The organism is Rhizobium sp. P1_C7, assembly GCF_056406295.1.
On the sequence record NZ_JBFUAL010000004.1, the window covers coordinates 342,272 to 360,424 of the forward strand.

Genomic DNA, 18,153 nt, shown 5'->3' on the forward strand with positions numbered 1-18,153 from the left:
TTTCAGCGATCGCTCACCGCCCAGCGCGGATTAATCCACGGCTCCTGGTTTGAGCGCGGCAGCGGCTGCTTGCCGAGGATATGATCTGCGGCCCTCTCTCCGGTCATGATCGACGGCCCATTGAGGTTGCCGTAGGTGACGTGCGGGAAGATGGAGCTATCGGCCACGCGCAATCCGTCGACGCCGATCACCCGGGTTTCGGGATCGACAACCGCCATCGGATCATCCTTGGCGCCCATCTTGCAAGTGCCGCAGGGGTGATAGGCGCTTTCCAGATGTTCGCGCAGGAAAGCATCGATCTGATCGTCCGTGTGCACGCCTTCGCCCGGCTGGATTTCCGGCCCGCGATACTGGTCGAACGCTTGCTGCCCAAAGATCTCGCGGGTCAGCCGCACGCAGTGGCGGAATTTTTCCCAGTCTTCGGCATGGCTCATGTAGTTGAAGCGGATGACGGGATCGGCCTTGGGGTCCGACGATCGCAGAGTGACGTTGCCGCGCGACTTTGACAGATTGTAGCCGACATGCACCTGGAAGCCGTGGCTCTTGGCCGCCGCCTTGCCGTCGTAGCTGATGGCGACCGGGAGGAAGTGATACTGGATGTCGGGTTGCTTGACGCCGGGCGCCGAGCGCAGGAAGGCGCAGGCCTCGAACTGGTTGGAAGTGCCAAGACCAGAGCGTGTCAGGAGCCACTGCGCGCCCGCCACGCCCTGCCAGAACCAGGGGAGCCATGAGTAGAGCGACACCGGTTTGGTGCTTACCTGCTGGAAATAGAATTCCATGTGGTCCTGAAGATTGGCGCCGACACCCGGCCGGTCGGCCTTCACCTCGATGCCCATGTCCTGCAGGTGCCCGCCCGGGCCGATGCCCGACAGCATCAGCAGCTTCGGCGAGTTGAACGAGGAGGCTGAAACGATCACCTCGCGGTTCGCCTTCACCACCTCCACCTTGCCGCCGCGCTCGATCTCGACGCCGGTCGCCCGCCCGTTTTCGATCACGACCTTGCGGGCAAAGCCGTAGACGAGTTCGACATTCGGCCGTTTCAGCGCCGGCTTCAGGTAGGCGTTCGCAGCGGACCAGCGACGCCCCTGGAAGATTGTCTGTTCCATCAGCCCGAAGCCTTCCTGCTTCGAGCCATTATAGTCGTCCGTCGCCTCGAACCCAGCCTGCTTTCCGGCCTCGATGAAGGCGTGGAAGAGGGGGTTCGTCACGCCGCCGCGTTGCACGTGGAGCGGCCCGTTCGTGCCGCGCCACCCCTCTTCACCACCATGGCTGTGCTCCATCCGCTTGAAATAGGGCAGCACGTCGGCATAGGCCCAGCCGTTGGCGCCGAGACCCTCCCAGCGGTCGTAGTCTTCCGCGTGGCCACGCACATAGACCATGCCGTTGATCGACGAGGAGCCGCCGATCACCTTGCCGCGCGGCGCGGTGATGCGCCGGTTGTTCAGGTTCGGCTCGGGCTCGGAGAGATAGCCCCAGTTGTAGCGCTTCATGCTCATCGGCCAGGCAAGGGCCGCCGGCATCTGGATGAACGGCCCGAAATCGCTGCCGCCGGCCTCGATGACGATCACGCTGTTCCTGCCGTCTTCCGAGAGGCGGTAGGCGAGGGCCGAGCCGGCGGAACCGGAGCCGATGATGACGAAATCTGCCTGCATGATCGATCCTGTAAAGCTCTCAGTATGGTGGTTAAGACGCCGTGCCCAACCCCTCCCTAGACGGGGGAGGTTGGGGAGGGGCCTTCACATCAACGCTCAATAAGGCGACTGCACCGGCCCCATGCCGACATAAACAGTCTTAAGCTCCGAATAGTGCTCCAGTGCCGCAAGCGAGTTCTCCCGCCCGAAGCCGGATTGCTTCGATCCGCCGAACGGAATTTCCACCGGGCAGAGATTATAGGTATTGATCCAAAGCGTGCCGGCTTCCAGCTGATCGACGACGCGGTGGGCGCGGGTGATGTCGGAGGTGAAGACGCCGCCGGAGAGGCCGAATTCGGTGGCATTCGCGCGGCCGATCACGTCTGCCTCGTCATCGAAGTCGAGCACGCACATGACCGGGCCGAAGATCTCTTCGCGGGCGATCGTCATGCCATCCGTCACGTCGGCAAAGACCGTCGGTTGCACGTAGTAGCCTTCGCCGGAGACGTTGTTGGGAATGCCACCGCCGGTGACGAGCGTCGCGCCTTCGACCTTGCCCTTTTCGATATAATCGAGAACCTTGTCGCGCTGCGCCCAGGAGACCATCGGCCCGAGCTGCGTCGCCTCGTCCATCGGATCGTCGATAACGATCGCCTCTGTGCGAGCCTTCAGGCGCTTCAGGAATTCGCTCTTGATCTTCTTCTGCACGAAGACGCGCGTTCCGTTCGAGCAGACCTGGCCGGTCGAATAGAAATTGCCGAGCATGGCGCCGCCGATGGCGCTGTCGATATCGGCATCGTCGAAGACTATCAACGGCGACTTGCCGCCGAGCTCCATGGTGACATGCTTGAGGTTTCCGGCGGCCGCTGCCGCCACCTTGCGCCCGGTCGGCACCGAGCCGGTCAGCGATACCTTCGCGACATCGGGGTGATTGACGAGCAGCGGGCCGGTGGTGCGGTCGCCCTGGATGACGTTGTAGAGGCCCTTCGGCAGGCCGGCCTCGTGCAGGATTTCGGCGATGGCAAGCGCGCCGAGCGGTGTGTTTTCCGAAGGCTTGAAGATCATGGCATTGCCGGCGGCGAGCGCAGGTGCTCCTTTCCAGCAGGCGATCTGCTGAGGGTAGTTCCACGCGCCAATACCGACGCAGACGCCGAGCGGGACGCGCTTGGTATAGGCGAAATCGCCGCCGAGCGGGATGTAGGAGCCGTTGAGACCGGCGGCCACGACCCCGCCGAAGAACTCGAAACTGTCGGCGCCCGAGGTCGCGTCGGCGACGAGCGTTTCCTGGATCGGCTTGCCGGTGTCGAGCGTCTCGAGCTCGGAAAGCGCGCGGTTGCGCTCGCGCATGATGTCGGCGGCGCGCTTCAGGATGCGGCCGCGCGCCGTCGGGCTCATTGCCGCCCATTCCGGCTGCGCGCGCTTAGCAGCAGCGATCGCCTTTTCGACGATGGCAGGCGTTGCCGCATGCAGCCGGGCAATGACCTCGCCGGTGGCCGGATAGAGGCTTTCGATGACACTGCCGCCGTCGTCTTCCACATATTCGCCGTCGATGAAGTGCGACGCGTTGGGTTGGGCTCTGAGGGTCATAGGGTCTGTCCTTCGTGTGGTTCGGTGCGGCAGAAACGAGATGTCCTCATTCCTGTGCTTGTCACAGGAATCCAGCCACGGTGCGTCTGCGCCGTAAGAGACTGACCTGCTATGAAACTGATCTTTCGCGCCCAAGTCCTTGGGCGCACTGGATTCCTGTGACAAGCACAGGAACGAGGGAGCATATGTGCCATCATCGCGCGACTTCCCTCAACAAGGCATTCACGTAATCCTCCGTCAGCGCGATCGAGGCTTCAATGCCGATTGGCGCCGATTTCAGACTTTGCCGGATATAGAGACCGTCGATCATCGCAGCCGCGCCCTCAGCGATGCGTTCTGCGGCATCGGGCGGGCAAAGCGCTTTCAGATTGGCAAGCAGGTTCGAGCGCAGCCGCCGGGCGTAGATAACGAGGAAGCGACGCGTTTCTTCCGAGCGCTGCGCCTCCGCATAAAATGCGAGCCAAGCGGCGATGGTCTCGGCCGCGAACTGGTCGGCGTGGAAACTGGTGCGGATGATCGCGGAGAGCTTTTGGCGTGGCGTCGCGGCCATCCGCAGCGCCGCCACTGCGTCGCCGCGCAAGTGGCGTAGAAGCGAGCGAACGGTCTCGATCAGCAGTTGTTCCTTGCTGCCGAAATAGTGGTGCGCAAGCGCAGGGGAGACGCCGGCCTGCCGCGCGATCTCGGACATGGTGACGCTGAGTGAGCCGTGGTCCCCGATCACGCGCAGCGCTGCATCGACCAGCGCCTTGCGGCGCACAGGCTCCATTCCAACTTTCGGCATCGCACTGCTCCAGCAAAGACCGCATTCTATTATTGATTGACTGATCAATCAATAAAAACTCTTTCGGTTTTTCCGAAGCGTCTCTCTTTGCATCCTTCGTTGTCGCGACATATTCTTCCTACCAACCGGGAGGTGCATCATGGCTGATATTTCCAATGGCATGTCTTTTTCGTCCCTTCGGTCGAAATGGGTCTGGTTTGCGATCCTCGGCGCATTGCTGATCGCCTGTGGGGTCATCGCAGCCGGCAATGTGATCATGGCGACGGTGGTGTCGGTCTACTATGTCGGCATGCTGATGCTGGTCGGCGGCGTCGTCTATCTCATCCACGCGTTCCAGGTGCGCGGGTGGGATCAGCTGCTGTTCTGGGCGCTGAGCGGCGTCCTCTACGTGCTCGCCGGGGTCTTTGCCTTCATGAACCCGATCCTCGCTTCGGCGGCGCTCACCCTGTTTCTCTCGATCGCGCTGTTGATCGCAGGCGTTTTCCGCGTCTGGGTCGGCTGGCGAATGCGGCCGCTGAAGGGCTGGGGCTGGGTTGTCGCAAGCGGCGTCATCACGGCGCTGGCGGGTTTCGTCATCGTCCTCGGCTGGCCCGTCAACAGCCTGTGGATCCTCGGTCTTTTCCTGGCGTGCGACCTGCTCATCCAGGGCTGGTCGATGCTTGCCTTCGCCTTTGCGATCCGTCGCTAGTTTTGCCCGCAATCCACAGGTCGGTCATCACGGATTGTTTCTTTTTTGACAAGCTTGTGAGCAAGGGCTAAAATTCCTCACATAAGGGCAGCCGCGGAAACGGCGGTAACCGACGGCTTTTGCCTGAAACGCTCATCCGTCCCCCGACTGGGCAGATTTCTGTCCCGCGAGGTAAAGGGAGGAATGTTATGCCCATGGTAACCGTTTCCATCTCTCCGTTGCAGGCGGCAGATATCCGAGCTGCGATTGAGAATGGCAGCTATGTTTCAAGCAGCGAAGTTGTGCGCGAGGCCCTGCGCATGTGGGATGCTGCCCGCAAGATCGACGGATCCGCGCGTGGACGCGATAGCGACACTTGTGACAGCAAATGCGTGGCAGAGATGTTCGCTGATCACGAAGCCGAACATCGGCGCTCTGCCTGAGCGAGACAACCGGCCGGTCGCGGAACCTCTCCGGATTGTGCGAATGGCCGGCGATGCTGCTTTCATAACTTTCACATTGGGGAAAGGCTTCATTGACCCTTCTCCACCATCTTCCCTGCGCAAAACAAACAAGTCGCAGTGGAGATCGGCATGTCTTTGGCAGCCACCGTTGAACCGGCGCTCGTCCGTCGCTATGCCAGCGATCAGATCGTAGCGCTCGCCAAGCTCGTTATCGAAAATGCCTTCCAGCCCATTGTCGAGGCCGGGACGGGGGTTGCTTTCGGCTATGAATCGCTAATGCGCGGCCAGGAGCGGCTCGGCTTCAATTCGCCGGTGGAAATTCTGGACGAGGCCCACAAGAACGACCATTTGCTGCAGCTCGAGCAGATGGTGGCGAGCCGGGCGCTTGCGAAGTTCGCGACGCTTCCGAATTTCGCCAATGCGACGCTGTTTCTCAATCTCGACGTCCGCCTCATTCCGCACGGAGAGCGGCTGGTCGAGAGCCTGCTTCAGCATCTGAAGCTTGCCAACATCCCCCCATCCTCGATCTGCTTCGAATTTTCCGAGCGCTTCGATAACACCAGCGTTCCCGAGTTCGCGTCGCTCGTCTCGCTGTTACGCAAGCGCGGCTTCAAGCTGGCGATCGACGATTTCGGCGTCGGCCATGGCGAGATGAAGCTGCTCTGCGACCATCCGGTGGACTACCTGAAGATCGACCGCTTCTTCATTGCCGATATCGACAGCAATCCGCGCAAGCGCCATCTGCTGAAGAACATCGTCCATATTGCCCACGTGCTCGGAACACGCGTGATCGCGGAGGGCATCGAGACGGAGGCGGAATTCGTGGCCTGCCGCGAATACGGCGTCGATCTCGTCCAGGGCTGGTTCATTTCACGCCCGACGACGCATCTAAGCGAGCTGCAGCCGTCCTTCCCGCATCTGCAGGATCTCGGCAAGACCAAGCGCAACACCCAGTCTCTCGACGAAATCCTGATCCGCAAGCAGATCGAGCGTTTGCCGACCGTCTATGAGAACGACGCGATCGACAGCGTCTTCGAGCTTTTCCGCCGGAACCCGCATCAGGCCTATTTCCCGGTGCTGAACGCCAACGGCGAGCCGCGCGGCATTCTTCATGAGCGCCACCTCAAGGAATACATCTACCAGCCGTTCGGCCGCGACCTGCTCAAGAACAAGGTTTATGAGCGCACCATTTCCCATTTCGTCGAGATGGCGCCCATCGTCGGCCTTGATTCGGACGCTGAGCAGCTGATGGCGATCTTCGCCAACATGGAAGCCAGCAACTGCCTGCTGCTGACAGAGAACATGCGGTATGCGGGCGTCGTTTCCGCAGCATCGCTCATCAAGGTCATGAACGAGAAGAAGCTCAAGACGGCGCAGGACCAGAACCCGTTGACCGGGCTGCCCGGCAACCATGCGATCCGCGACTTCATGCGTGAAGCCACCCGCGACGACGACGAGACCCGCCACTTCTGCTATTGCGATTTCGATAACTTCAAGCCGTTCAACGACGCCTACGGCTTTCATCTCGGCGACCATGCCATTTCGCTATTTGCAGCCCTGATGCGGCGCTATTTCTTCGCCGAGCGCCACTTCCTCGGTCACGTCGGCGGCGACGACTTTTTCATCGGCGTCTGCGGCTGGACGCAGGAGGAACTGACCGAAATCCTCGACCGCCTGATCAGCGATTTCCATGACGATGTGCTCGATTTCTATTCTGCTGCCGACCGTGCGGCCGGCCGCATTCGTGGCCATGACCGCGCCGGTGCCGACGCCTTCTTCCCGCTTATGCGCTGCTCGATCGGCGTGCTTGAGCTGCCGGAAGGGCTCGTCATCGACGATACCAACCGCGTGAGTGCCGCTATCGCCCACATCAAGGCGAAAGCGAAGGAAAGCGAAGAAGGTCTCGTCTTCCACCTGCTGGACGAGACGAATTGACGCCTTTCTTGCTTCCGCTCTTCTCAAGCCTGAACGGCTGAACTATTTCAGTTGCTTTCGGAAATTGGAGACCGGGTCATGTCCTTGCCTGTCCACATGCGTTTCGTTGATCTGCCGAGCTTCGGCGCACCGGAGGTGATGACGATCGCGACACGGCCTCTGCCTGTCCTTGGCGAGGGCCAGCTTCTCGTTCGCACCGAGGCTGTCGGCGTCAACCGTCCCGACGTCGCCCAGCGGCAGGGCGCCTATCCGCCGCCGAAGGATGCAAGTCCGATCCTCGGCCTGGAGCTTGCCGGCGAAGTTGTCGCGATCGGACCCGGTGTCAGCGGCTATGCTATCGGCGACAAGGTCTGCGGACTTGCGAACGGGGGCGCCTATGCCGAATATTGCGTGCTGCCGGCCGGTCAGGCATTGCCTTTTCCAAAAGGCTACGATCCAGTGAAGGCTGCTGCACTTCCGGAGAACTATTTCACAGTCTGGGCAAACATGTTTCAGATGGCCGGCCTGACCGACGGCGAGACGGTCCTGATCCACGGCGGCTCCAGCGGCATTGGCACGACGGCGATCCAGCTCGCGCGGGCTTTCGGCGCGGAGGTCTATGCGACAGCGGGTTCCGGAGAAAAATGTGATGCCTGCGTGAGGCTCGGCGCCAAGCGCGCGATCAACTACAAGACCGAGGATTTTGCGGAGGTGATTAAGGCCGAGACCGGCCGCGGCGTCGATATCATTCTCGACATGATCGGCGCCGCCTATCTGGAAAAGAATCTCGCCTCGCTCGCCAGGGACGGCTGCCTCTCCATCATTGCCTTCCTCGGTGGAGCGGTGGCGGACAAGGTCAACCTGGCGCCGATAATGGTCAAGCGGTTGACGGTCACCGGCTCCACGTTGCGTCCGCGCACGGCCGAGGAAAAGCGTGCCATTCGCGACGACCTTTTCTCCCAGGTCTGGCCGTTGCTCGACGAGGGCAAGGTTGCACCCGTCATCCACAAGACCTTTTCCTTCGAGGACGTGGCCGCGGCCCATCGCCTGATGGAAACCAGCAGCCACATCGGCAAGATCATGCTGCGTCTCTGAGTGTCAGCGATACCGCGATGGCGATCAGTCCCGGCAGCGCCATGACGATGTAGAGCCAATGTGCGGCCGAAACGGTGCCAGCGATGCCGCCGGGGTCGACCAGGCCGGTGCTGTTGGTGATCACGCCCACCACCGAGGCACCGAACGCGCTGCCGAGGGATTGCACCGTCGAGATCGCGGCCGATGCCTTGTCCTGCTCCGAATTGCCCACGAGGCGCAGGATCTTGGTCACCAGATGCGCCCATCCGAGGCCGACGCCGAATCCCATCAGGAACATGCCGACGACTGCTGGCCCGAGCAGCGCGAGGCTGCTGGCCGGATTGTCCCTGGCAAGGAAGATCGTCAGCGAGGCGACGGCGATAGTCTCGATCACGCAGCCGATAGCGATTGCGGCGCTGGCGCGCTTCCCGGACAAAGTTCCGCTGAAGAAGGCCGCAAGGGTCCAGCCCAGCGCAACCAGCGCCGTCAGATAACCCGAGATCAGTGGCGTCACGCCATGCAGCACCTGCAGGAAATAGGCGATGTAGATGTCACTCGTCAGGACCATGATCAACACGAACATCGTCAGGTAGACGCGGGCAACCGGCTTGCTGAGCGTGACCGCGCCGGTTGGCAGTAGCCGGTTTTCGCTCCGCCGTTCGACCACCAGCATTGCAGCGATTGTCGCAATCGATGCGGCGACCAGCATTGCCTTGGTTCGGGTTTCCTCGACTGTTCCGGCAAGGCTGACGAAGAGCACGGCTGAAAGCAGCAGCGCGATCTGCAGCATAGGTGTCCCACCGGCTGCCCGGTCGTCGTCGGCACGCGGCAGCAATCGCGGTGCCAGTGCAGCCATCAGTAGGCAGAGCGGCACCAGCAACATGAACGCGTGGCGCCAGGCGTTGCCCTCGGTGAAGATGCCGCCAAGGCTGGGGCCGAGCAGCGTCGATATACCCCAGATCGCTGCATAGAGCGTCGATGCCTTGCGCCAGAGCGGTTCCGGGTAGGCAAAGCGGATGAAGGCATAGGCGAGACCGGAAAGCACACCCGCGCCGAAGCCCTGGACGGCGCGCCCGGCAATCACCACAGGCATAACAGGGGCAACCGCGCAGACCAGGCTACCGGCCGCAAAGACGATGGCGCCTGCAACGTAGACGGTCCTGAGGCCGGTACCGCGCGGGCGCATCGCAACGAAGATCGAACCCAGCACGGCCGCCGCCACATAAAGCGTCGTCATCCAAGAAAACAGCTCGAGTCCCCCGATATCGCGCACGATGGAAGGCGCGATGGTCGCGGTGATATAGGTCTCGACGGCGTAGAGTGTGACACCGCCGCCGAGCATTAGCGTCGCGGGCAGAAATGGGGTCGAGAAAAGATCAAAGACCGAGGGCTTCTCGGATACCTGTTGGATGCTGGTCATTTCGTATGCCTTGGTTACTTCCCTGCATTATTTTTTACAAGTTATGGATTGGAAAATTGCACGGGCATGCTATTAAAACAAGAAATAACTTGGAAAAATAAGTGCGCCAATCGCCTGCGAACCGAATTCTGTTGATGATCAAGACCGAGGGTCCCCAACTCGCGTCTGACCTCGGGGCTGCGCTCGGCATCTCGTCCGAGGCCGTGCGCCAGCAATTGACGAAGATGGCGGAGGAGCGGCTTGTCGAAGCTGTGACCGAGGTCGCAGCCGGCAGAGGACGGCCGCGCCAGCTTTGGCACCTCACCGCTATCGGCAACGGCCAGTTTCCGGATCGTCATGCAGAACTCACGGAAAACCTACTGAAGACGCTGGTCGCCCAGCTAGGTAAGCCTGCGCTGGATGCCGTCATCGCGGGGCGCGAGGAGGAAACCCTGAAGCGCTACCTGAGCGAGATCACGGGGCCCGACCTGCCTGCGCGCGTGCGCCAGCTGGCCGCCATCCGCACGGGAGAGGGCTATATGGCCGATAGCTGGGAAGAGGCCGACGGATCGCTGCTTCTCGTCGAAAACCATTGCCCGATCTGTGCTGCGGCGACGGTCTGCGCGGGCTTCTGCCGCTCCGAACTGGAAACGTTTCGCGCCGTTCTTGGCGCTTGTGTGGAGCGCGAGGAGCATACCCTGCTCGGCGCCCGTCGCTGCGCCTACCGCATTTCCGGGGTTTAGGCCGGCTGCTGAACCCGCCTCCTGTCGCTTTCGAGGCAGAGCAGCAGGCCGACCGAGACGAGACCGACGGCGGCGGCAAGCATTGCCGTGCCGGAATAGTCGGTAAAGGCGGTGCCGGTCGCGAAGATGGACGCGCTGACGCCGTTGCTGACGAACACGTTGACCGAGATCAGGGAACTGCCGAGCCCGGGACGATCGGCAATCAGGTCCTGCAGGTAGGTGATGGGAATGCTGAGGATCGCCGCAGCACCGCAGGCGTTGATGAGCACCAGGGCGTAGATCTGCCACGGCGCCGTGGCAAAGCTCAGCAGTGCCAGATAGACGCAGTAGATGAGCGTCCCGACGGCGAGGATGTGAACGCCGCGGAAACGCCGTTGCAATGTACCCCACATCATCATGAAGGGCATTTCGAGGAACGCCACGAGACCGGCCATGAAGCCCACGTCGACGACGGTGCCGCCCGCGGCATGCGTGATGATCAATGGCGATATCACGCCGCTCAGCCGCTGCAGTCCGAGCAGCAGCGACATGATGCCGATGCGCATCAGCACATACGGCGAAAAGATCCTGCCGAGTGAGGAGAAAAAGCTGAACTGCTGGGAAAGCGGCCCCTCCTGTTTCGGTGTGGGCTTGGCAAGGAATAGATAGAGGCAGAAACAGGTGAAGCTTGCCAGTCCGGCAATCCCATAGGCCGGCGTCATCGATTGCGAGTTGATGAGATAAAGGCCGATGAGGCCGGGCGCCAACGCCCAGGATCCCGAATAGAGTGCGCGAACCGTCGAGGTGATTGCCGCCACCCTTGCGCGATCCATCGTGTTCGTGGTCGCGCGAATACTGGCAAACAGGATCGAATAGGTCGAGTTGCTAATCGGAATCAGCACCAATACGCCAAGCATGAAGACGGTGGCGGTGCGAAACTCGTAGATCAGCCCGAAGCCAAGCATGCCGCTCACCGAGAGCGCCAGCACCAGCGGCCGGCGGTCGCTGAGCCTGTCCGACCATATGCCGAGCGTCAGGCTGGTGGCGACGTTGACGAGTGCGGCAACGAAGATCAGCCCCGAATAGGCGCGATCCGACAGGCCGAGTTCGTTGATGCCGATGATCGACTGGTAGGGGATCGTCGAGGCATAGGTGAAGGCGAGCGCAATGAGCGTCAGCGTAGGAATGCGGATCCGATGGTCGCGCAGAATCGAGGAGAAGGCAGATGGCATGGTATGATTCCCGATGCTCCAGCTTTAGACCCGCAGAATGCTTTCGAAAAACCAGAGTTTGTGATGTCAGCCGTCAATTCGTGTGATGAATGGTCAGGTGGCGTGATCGCGCCACTTTGGCTAAAGCAATTGGATGGTCGCCAACGCCCACCATCCCGCTGACGCCAGCGCAGGCAGGAGATAGACGACGACGATTGCGAGAACGAGCCGTTTGAGATGACGCATGGAAAACGCCGATGACATCCGCTGACGTGCGGTGTGCGGAGATTTCCTCAGCAACATGGCGCAATTGAGCCGCCCCGCAGGCCGAAAGCCGATTGCTTTATCAACGCTATTCGCTATGCGTGATCCGTCCCAAACGATGAGGATTCCTGCCATGACCAACCCCGTCACCGTCGAAGTCACCCGCGGCCCGCTCGTCGAAAGCCGGCATCGCGGCGCAGTCGTTTCGGTCGATGGGGATGGAAAGGTCGTGTTCTCGGTCGGAGACATCGATGCCGGCGTCTTCCCGCGCTCTGCCTGCAAGGCCATGCAGGCACTGCCCTTGATTGAAAGCGGCGCTGCGGACGCCTATGGCTTCGCCAACAGGGAGCTGGCGCTCGCCTGCTCCTCCCACAATGGTGAAGACGAGCATGTGGCGCTTGCCGCATCCATGCTCGCGCGTGCCGGCCGCGGCGTCGAAACGCTGGAATGCGGTGCGCACTGGTCGTCGAGCCAGAAGGTGTTGATTCATCAGGCGCGAACCATGCACAAGCCGACCGCGCTCCACAACAACTGCTCCGGCAAGCATACCGGCTTCATCTGCGCCTGCTGCCATCAGGACATTGATCCGAAGGGCTATATCGGCTACGACCACCCGCTGCAGAAGGAAATCCGCGGCACGATGGAAAGCCTGACAGGTGCCGTGCTCGGCAATGACAATTGCGGCACCGACGGCTGCTCCATCCCGACCTACGCAGTTCCGCTGCGCGGACTCGCGCACGGCTTTGCCAAGATGGCGACCGGCAACGGCCTCGATCCGCTCCGCGCCAAGGCTTCGCAAAGGCTGTTCGATGCCTGCATGGCCGAGCCATTCTATGTCGCCGGCACCGGCCGCGCCTGCACGGCGCTGATGCAGATCGCCCCCGGCCGCATCTTTGCCAAAACCGGCGCGGAGGGCGTCTTCTGTGCCGCGATCCCGGAGCAGGGCGTCGCAATTGCGGTGAAGTGCGATGACGGCCATACGCGCGCTGCCGAGGCTATGATTGCAGCAGCGCTCGGCCGCTTTTTCGAAAGGGACACAGCGGTTCGCTCGGCATTGACAGACATGGCCAGCGTGCGGATGCACAATTGGAACGGTATCCATGTCGGCGACATTCGCGCGACGGCTGCGCTGATCGACTAAGCCGTTTCGGAACGGCACATTCGCACGTGCGCAAGCAGAAAAAGCTAATGTATGTGAAACTACAGCCTGCAAGAACGGGTGCGTTTTTGCAGCTTTGAGCTACCCTCGGCCGAGTACATCGAACGCCATGAGGGCAGGATATGTTTGCAGGCCGCTATCTCTGGTGGATGTTGATCGCAATGGCGATCTTCCTGTTCTTTGCGATATGCTTCGATTACGTAACCTGGGCGACGGTCGCCATGTCCGGATGCGCGCGGATCGCCGGCTCTTGCGGCCCGATCATCCTGACGATGACCGGGTCGGTGAAGCCGGCGGGCGTCTATCTGGCTGGCGGCATCATCCTCGCCGTCACCATTGCCCGAACCCGCTATATCGGGTTGGGCTGGGCATGGGCATTGTCCGCCCTCATCTGGTTCGTCGCCTCCGCACCGTTCCCGCTTTTGGTGGCAAGCGGCTGGACGGGCCAGCTGAAGGCGGAAACCGTGCTGGAGAGCCTGCCCCTTGCCTTCCTGTTTCTGGTGGCATTCTGCGCCTATATCGGCTGGTCGTTCGAGGACGGTGGCGGCAAACCGCTCGGCCCGCGGCGGCCGCTGCGCGTGGCCATCCGGGTTTGCGCCATTTATGGGGCTTTGATCGCCGTGGGCGAGGCGCCGGCCTTCGCGGCGCTGCCGGGGCGATTGCTGGGACAGCCGTCACTTTCAGTTTGGCTCGCGGCATTGCAGCCCGGGCTGCGCGATCTGCTGACCCTCAGCATGGACGTAGATGGGCTAGCCTATCTCGCCTGTGGCGTCTTCGCCTCGGCACTGATTGTGAGCCTGCTGCCGCAGAATATCGACCAGTGGCGCGCCCGGTTACTGGCGCCGTTCATGCTGAGAGGATCGCGGCATTGAGGCTGCGATAGGGTCGAAGCCGCATCTCTGCGGCCTCCACAGGTACGATGAGTCCGGAGACTTCGGAAATCGGCAGGACCTGGCAGGAAGATGCACGGTCCAGTTTCTCCTCTGTCAGCAGTGCGTAGGTTTCCGCCGCGCAGCCGGCGATATGCCGCTTGATGGCCGCCTCCTCGAAATCGCCGGTCGACAGGCCATGCACGGGATGCGCGGCCGTCACCCCGAGGAAGAAGATGTCCGGCCGCAGCTGCGAGACCGCTGCCATCGCCGCCGCTCCCGTCGCCACCATCGAATGCTTGTAGAGCCGTCCGCCGATCAGGACGACCTCCGCTGTCGGGTGATGCTCCAGCTCGGCGGCGATGGTCGGGCTATGCGTCACGACGGTCAGATTGAAGCTGCGCGGCAGATGCCGGGCGATCTCCGCAGTCGTCGTGCCACCATCGAGAAAGATCATCTGACCCGGCCTGACAAGGCTCGCAGCCTTTGCGCCCAGACGCTGCTTGGCTTCCGGCGACACCTCCTTGCGTGTCGAAAAGTCCGGCAGCTCCGGCGAGATCGGCATGGCGCCGCCGTGCACCCGCTTGAGCAAGCCCTCCGCCGCCATTTCGCGAAGATCGCGCCGGATGGTGTCTTCGGACAGCGAAAAGCTCTCAGCCACGCGCTTGGCAATCACCTGTCCGTCCCGTCGAAGGATGTCGAAGATCAGGGATTTGCGTTGCGATGTCAGCATGGGTTCCACGAAGTTGAACGAATTATCATGAGTATGCACGAAATGATTCGACTTTCAAGAAATTTCGTGCATTTTCGCGATATCCCGTGCATGAGGCCGGGAGTAGCGGAGTTCGATCATGTTGATTTTGATTGCCGGCCCCTATCGGTCCGGGACGGGCGATGACCCAATGAAGATGGCGGCCAACCTCAAGCACCTAGAGAAGCCGTCGCATGCGTTGTTTCGAGCAGGCCACGTGCCGATGATCGGCGAGTGGGTCGCGTTGCCGATCTGGCACGCCGCCGGCGGCAGGGCGGTTGGCGACGATCTCTACGAGCAGATATTCCATCCGGTCGCGGGGCGCCTGCTGCAGCTTTGCGAAGGCGTACTGCGTCTCGAAGGCGAATCCAAGGGCGCGGATAATGACGTGCGCATCGCCCGCGAACGCGGCATCCCCGTCTGGTACAGGCTCGAGGACGTCCCTGGCTGCGCAAAGGCCGCGTGATAAAGTCAGCGTGACGAGGGCTGCGTCACAGGAGGCCGGTCGATCCGGGCTCGATTTCCGCATGTTCGTCAGCGGGCCGGCGCGCTATAAGGATGCCGAAACGGGAGTCGATCATGCTGACATTGTTTTTTTCGCCGGGCAGTTGCTCGCTTGCAAGTTTCATCGCACTGGAGGAATCCGGTCTTCCCTTCGAGACGAAGAGGGTCGATTTCGCCGAGGCCGAGCAACGCTCGCCGGATTATCTGAAGATCAATCCCAAGGGCCGCGTTCCGGCGCTCGCTACCGAGCGCGGCGTCGTCACGGAAACGCCCGCCATCCTTGCCTATATCGCCGCGATCGCGCCGCAAGCCGGGCTTGCTCCGCTGGACGATCCCTTTGAATTCGCCCGCCTTCAGGCCTTCAACAGCTACCTGTGCGCGACTGTGCATGTGAACCATGCGCATGGCCGGCGCGGCGGCCGCTGGGCCGACGATCCGTCGGCACATGAGGCGATGAAGGCAAAGGTGCCGCAGACGATGGCGGACAGCTTCACGCTGATCGAGGAGGATATGCTGGCCGGACCGTGGGTGATGGGCGAACGCTATTCTGTGGCCGATGCCTATCTTTTCGTGATGACCGGCTGGCTGCGCGGCGACGGTGTGGATCCGATGCGCTTTTCCAAGGCAACGGCGCATTATGCCCGCATGATGGAGCGCCCCGCCGTGCAGCGTGCCCTGGCCCGCGAACAGGCCTGATCGACGAACCGGGAGCCTTGGCAGGCAGCGTCGGCCCGCTGATTATCGCCGGAAGCCTGCCGCCAGTCTCTTCGGCGCGCGGTAAATCCACGCGCCGATCAGCCGTTCCTTCAACTCCGCATCCGCGATGACAGCGACGCGAAGCGGCAGGTGCGGCCATCCGACGTAGTGATCGGTCTGGTAGTAGATCTCGGGTGCCATCTCTATTAGCCGTTCCTTATCGTCGATCGATATCGAAAGCACGACTGTTTCACTGTTCCTGACGGTGACGAACGTCTTGCCTCCCACCTTCAGAGCCGGGTTCCCATAGGACGTGCTTTCCTCGACGCAGGGAAGATCTGCCTCGGCGACAAGCCGCCGCAGGCGATCGTATGCCGTCTCTGCGCTCTTGGCCATGCTCCGCCCCGATCGTTTGCCTCTGACCTCTGACGGAAGCCTAGCAGATGTCGGGGGCTATGGGCATCGGGCAAGGGTTGGTTGGTCGGGAGATGGTGGAAGCCACTGTGGCTCGAGCGGCAGGTCGGCCAGTTCAGTCTGCGACATTCGCTCCAGGTCCGGATGGTTCAGAGGATCCTGGGCAGGGTCGCTGACATAGGGGGGCTCGATGGTCTCAAGGTTCAAGAAAAACTTCAGCAGTTGCATGGCATGCCTCGCTTTCCCGAGTTTTGCTTACGCAGGTTTTGATTAACCCTGCGCAGGAGATACTTTACTTGATTTGGTGAATATCCTGCCTCCTGAGTAAGATTTCAATTGAGAATAGCAGCACGTCGATATAGGAAAACTATATGAAAAATCTAAACTCGGTTCATCTGAACGGCCTGCGCGCTGTGGATGCTGTGGGACGGCTTGGCTCCCTGCAGGCGGCTGCCGAAGAGCTCGGCGTCTCGATCGGGGCCGTCAGCCAGCAGGTTATCAAGGCTGAAGCGCAGCTCGATCTCGTCGTTTTCGAACGCACGCCCAAGGGGATGGTCGCGACGGAGCCGGGCGCCCGCCTACTTGCCATGCTGACGGAGGGCTTTCGCCATCTGTCGCAGGCCGTAGCATCGACGCAGCGCAGGGACGACAGCATCCTGACGATCTCCGTGGCCCCGGTCTTTGCGGCGCGCTGGCTGGTCTACCGGCTCGACCGCTTTGCCGAGCGCCACCCGGACATCAATCTGCGAATGGACGCGACGACAAGGCTCGTCAACCCAGCGCTCTGCGACGTCGATATCGGCATCCGCGTCGGCAGCGGCGATTGGGTTGACGTAAAGGCCGAGCTGATTCTGGCGCAGGAAGTCTTTCCGGTCTGCGCTCCGGCAATGGCCGCGAGGCTGAGACAGCCCGTCGACATCCTGACGCTGCCGGCCATCATCGATGGACATGCGATGTTCACCTGGGAGGTCTGGATGCGCGAAGCCGGACTTCAAGGTGCCTCGCTCGAAACCCGCCACGTCTTCAACGACGCGTCGCTCTGCCTCGATGCCGCGATCGCCGGGCAGGGGGTCATGCTGGCCTGGCAGACGCTTGCCGGCTACGCACTGCAGCAGGGACAACTGGCGGCCCCGTTCGGGATCCGGGCGAAAACGGGCTTCGGCCACTACTTCGTAACGGCCGAAGGGGTGCGTGAACCCAAAAAGGTCAGGGATTTCAAGGCCTGGATTCGCGAAGAAATGGCTGAAACCCTGAAGCTCTTTCCGTGATCAGATCGGCTCCTGCAAGCGCGTCGCCTGCATGGCGAGATAGGCCGGTCGAGACTGGCAGCGCTTGATCCAGGCGTCAACATTCGGATGGGCGTCGAACAATGCCTGTTCCGACTGCACGTAGCGCAGCACTTCGGCGAGGTTCAGGTCGGCGGCGGTGAAGCGGTTGCCGACCAGATAGTCTTTGTTGCCAAAGTGCTGCTCCAGAACCGCGAGCGGCTTCTTCAGCGATCGGCAGGCAACGGCAATCGCCGCCTTGCCTTCGTCGGTGTTCTCCTGCTCGTTGTCATAGGTTTTCACCACCTTGATCGTCTGCAGCTCGACTTCGGCGGCGGCCCACAATGTCCACATCGTCAGCAAACCGTCTTCTTCGACGGTTTGGCCGGCAAGCGAGCCTCCGTGCTTTCGCGCGAGGTAGAGCGTGATGGCCAGCGATTCGTGCATGACGAGATCGCCGTCCTTGATGCTTGGGATGAGCCCCATCGGATTGACCGCAGCGAACGCGGGTGAAAGCGTGTTGATCGGCGCATCGGGCGCCAGAGGATTGTCGAGGCGGTTTGCCTGCAGCACCGGCACCGATACGAACTCCAGCTCCAGCTCGTTTGCCATCCAGTAGACGCGTGAAGCACGCGAACGATAGACGCCATAAATTGTCAGCATTGCGAATGTCCCCTTGATTGAAGTGAGGCGAACCTAGAGGCGGCGGTGCCGATGCGGAAGCAGCTCGCGGTTATGGATCAATGAAAGCTTTTGATGCCACCAGGCGTGGCAGACGCCG

At 61.6% G+C, this 18,153-nt stretch carries 18 protein-coding genes; 10 read left to right on the top strand and 8 right to left on the bottom strand.

Annotated features, from left to right (window positions below; translation table 11 throughout):
- Positions 1–2: 2 nt before the first annotated feature.
- The 3 genes from betA to betI form a co-directional block, all read right to left on the bottom strand.
- Positions 3–1,652, bottom strand: coding sequence for a choline dehydrogenase (betA, locus tag AC1D2R_RS08525; protein ID WP_477966685.1), 1,650 nt, complete (start codon positions 1,650–1,652; stop codon positions 3–5).
- Positions 1,653–1,748: 96 nt separating this feature from the next.
- Entirely contained in the window at positions 1,749–3,218 is a 1,470-nt protein-coding gene (betB, locus tag AC1D2R_RS08530; RefSeq protein ID WP_477966687.1) for a betaine-aldehyde dehydrogenase, read from the bottom strand.
- 193 nt (positions 3,219–3,411) lie between these two features.
- On the bottom strand, positions 3,412–3,999 hold the full coding sequence (gene betI / locus AC1D2R_RS08535) for a transcriptional regulator BetI (RefSeq protein ID WP_477966689.1): 588 nt from the start codon (positions 3,997–3,999) through the stop codon (positions 3,412–3,414).
- A 139-nt stretch (positions 4,000–4,138) separates the two neighbouring features.
- Here betI and AC1D2R_RS08540 point away from each other — a divergent pair, with 139 nt between their 5' ends.
- The 4 genes from AC1D2R_RS08540 to AC1D2R_RS08555 all read left to right on the top strand — a co-directional run bounded on the left by AC1D2R_RS08540 (position 4,139) and on the right by AC1D2R_RS08555 (position 8,139).
- Positions 4,139–4,687, top strand: coding sequence for an HdeD family acid-resistance protein (locus AC1D2R_RS08540; protein ID WP_477966691.1), 549 nt, complete (start codon positions 4,139–4,141; stop codon positions 4,685–4,687).
- 188 nt (positions 4,688–4,875) lie between these two features.
- Positions 4,876–5,109, top strand: a complete 234-nt coding sequence (locus AC1D2R_RS08545) for a ribbon-helix-helix domain-containing protein (protein WP_477966693.1) — start codon at positions 4,876–4,878, stop codon at positions 5,107–5,109.
- Positions 5,110–5,259: 150 nt separating this feature from the next.
- Entirely contained in the window at positions 5,260–7,065 is a 1,806-nt protein-coding gene (locus AC1D2R_RS08550) for a GGDEF domain-containing protein (RefSeq protein ID WP_477966695.1), read from the top strand.
- 78 nt (positions 7,066–7,143) lie between these two features.
- Positions 7,144–8,139: an NAD(P)H-quinone oxidoreductase gene (locus AC1D2R_RS08555; protein WP_477966697.1), complete on the top strand. Its 996-nt coding sequence runs from the start codon at positions 7,144–7,146 to the stop codon at positions 8,137–8,139.
- Here AC1D2R_RS08555 and AC1D2R_RS08560 read toward each other — a convergent pair.
- Complete coding sequence (locus AC1D2R_RS08560) at positions 8,123–9,538, bottom strand: MFS transporter (RefSeq protein ID WP_477966699.1); 1,416 nt, start codon at positions 9,536–9,538, stop codon at positions 8,123–8,125. The genes AC1D2R_RS08555 and AC1D2R_RS08560 overlap by 17 nt on opposite strands.
- A 134-nt stretch (positions 9,539–9,672) precedes the next feature.
- On the opposite strand from AC1D2R_RS08560, the gene AC1D2R_RS08565 reads away from it, so the two are divergent.
- Positions 9,673–10,260: a helix-turn-helix transcriptional regulator gene (locus AC1D2R_RS08565; RefSeq protein ID WP_477966701.1), complete on the top strand. Its 588-nt coding sequence runs from the start codon at positions 9,673–9,675 to the stop codon at positions 10,258–10,260.
- Here AC1D2R_RS08565 and AC1D2R_RS08570 read toward each other — a convergent pair.
- Positions 10,257–11,471, bottom strand: a complete 1,215-nt coding sequence (locus tag AC1D2R_RS08570) for an MFS transporter (RefSeq protein ID WP_477966703.1) — start codon at positions 11,469–11,471, stop codon at positions 10,257–10,259. The genes AC1D2R_RS08565 and AC1D2R_RS08570 overlap by 4 nt on opposite strands.
- A gap of 376 nt (positions 11,472–11,847) precedes the next feature.
- Here AC1D2R_RS08570 and AC1D2R_RS08575 point away from each other — a divergent pair, with 376 nt between their 5' ends.
- Both AC1D2R_RS08575 and AC1D2R_RS08580 read left to right on the top strand, forming a co-directional pair.
- Positions 11,848–12,855, top strand: coding sequence for an asparaginase (locus tag AC1D2R_RS08575; RefSeq protein WP_477966705.1), 1,008 nt, complete (start codon positions 11,848–11,850; stop codon positions 12,853–12,855).
- A 179-nt stretch (positions 12,856–13,034) separates the two neighbouring features.
- Positions 13,035–13,745: a hypothetical protein gene (locus AC1D2R_RS08580; RefSeq protein ID WP_477966707.1), complete on the top strand. Its 711-nt coding sequence runs from the start codon at positions 13,035–13,037 to the stop codon at positions 13,743–13,745.
- On the opposite strand, the gene AC1D2R_RS08585 is transcribed toward AC1D2R_RS08580, so the two are convergent.
- The gene (locus AC1D2R_RS08585) at positions 13,720–14,475 is read right to left on the bottom strand and encodes a DeoR/GlpR family DNA-binding transcription regulator (RefSeq protein ID WP_477966709.1); all 756 of its coding nucleotides are present in this window, start codon (positions 14,473–14,475) and stop codon (positions 13,720–13,722) included. The two genes, AC1D2R_RS08580 and AC1D2R_RS08585, sit on opposite strands and share 26 nt — an antisense overlap.
- Positions 14,476–14,593: 118 nt before the next feature.
- Here AC1D2R_RS08585 and AC1D2R_RS08590 point away from each other — a divergent pair, with 118 nt between their 5' ends.
- Together AC1D2R_RS08590 and AC1D2R_RS08595 are read left to right on the top strand one after the other, a co-directional pair.
- On the top strand, positions 14,594–14,959 hold the full coding sequence (locus AC1D2R_RS08590) for a DUF4406 domain-containing protein (RefSeq protein ID WP_477966711.1): 366 nt from the start codon (positions 14,594–14,596) through the stop codon (positions 14,957–14,959).
- A 113-nt stretch (positions 14,960–15,072) separates the two neighbouring features.
- The gene (locus AC1D2R_RS08595) at positions 15,073–15,693 is read left to right on the top strand and encodes a glutathione S-transferase family protein (RefSeq protein ID WP_477966713.1); all 621 of its coding nucleotides are present in this window, start codon (positions 15,073–15,075) and stop codon (positions 15,691–15,693) included.
- A gap of 42 nt (positions 15,694–15,735) precedes the next feature.
- Here AC1D2R_RS08595 and AC1D2R_RS08600 read toward each other — a convergent pair whose 3' ends face one another.
- The gene (locus tag AC1D2R_RS08600) at positions 15,736–16,089 is read right to left on the bottom strand and encodes an MmcQ/YjbR family DNA-binding protein (RefSeq protein ID WP_477966715.1); all 354 of its coding nucleotides are present in this window, start codon (positions 16,087–16,089) and stop codon (positions 15,736–15,738) included.
- Between the two features lie 389 nt (positions 16,090–16,478).
- Here AC1D2R_RS08600 and AC1D2R_RS08605 point away from each other — a divergent pair, with 389 nt between their 5' ends.
- Positions 16,479–17,375 carry a LysR substrate-binding domain-containing protein gene (locus tag AC1D2R_RS08605; protein ID WP_477966717.1) on the top strand — a complete coding sequence of 299 codons (897 nt, stop codon included), beginning with the start codon at positions 16,479–16,481 and terminating at the stop codon, positions 17,373–17,375.
- Here AC1D2R_RS08605 and AC1D2R_RS08610 read toward each other — a convergent pair whose 3' ends face one another.
- A complete protein-coding gene (locus tag AC1D2R_RS08610) occupies positions 17,376–18,035 on the bottom strand; it encodes a glutathione S-transferase family protein (RefSeq protein ID WP_477966719.1) in 660 nt (219 codons plus the stop codon).
- Positions 18,036–18,153 lie beyond the last annotated feature (118 nt).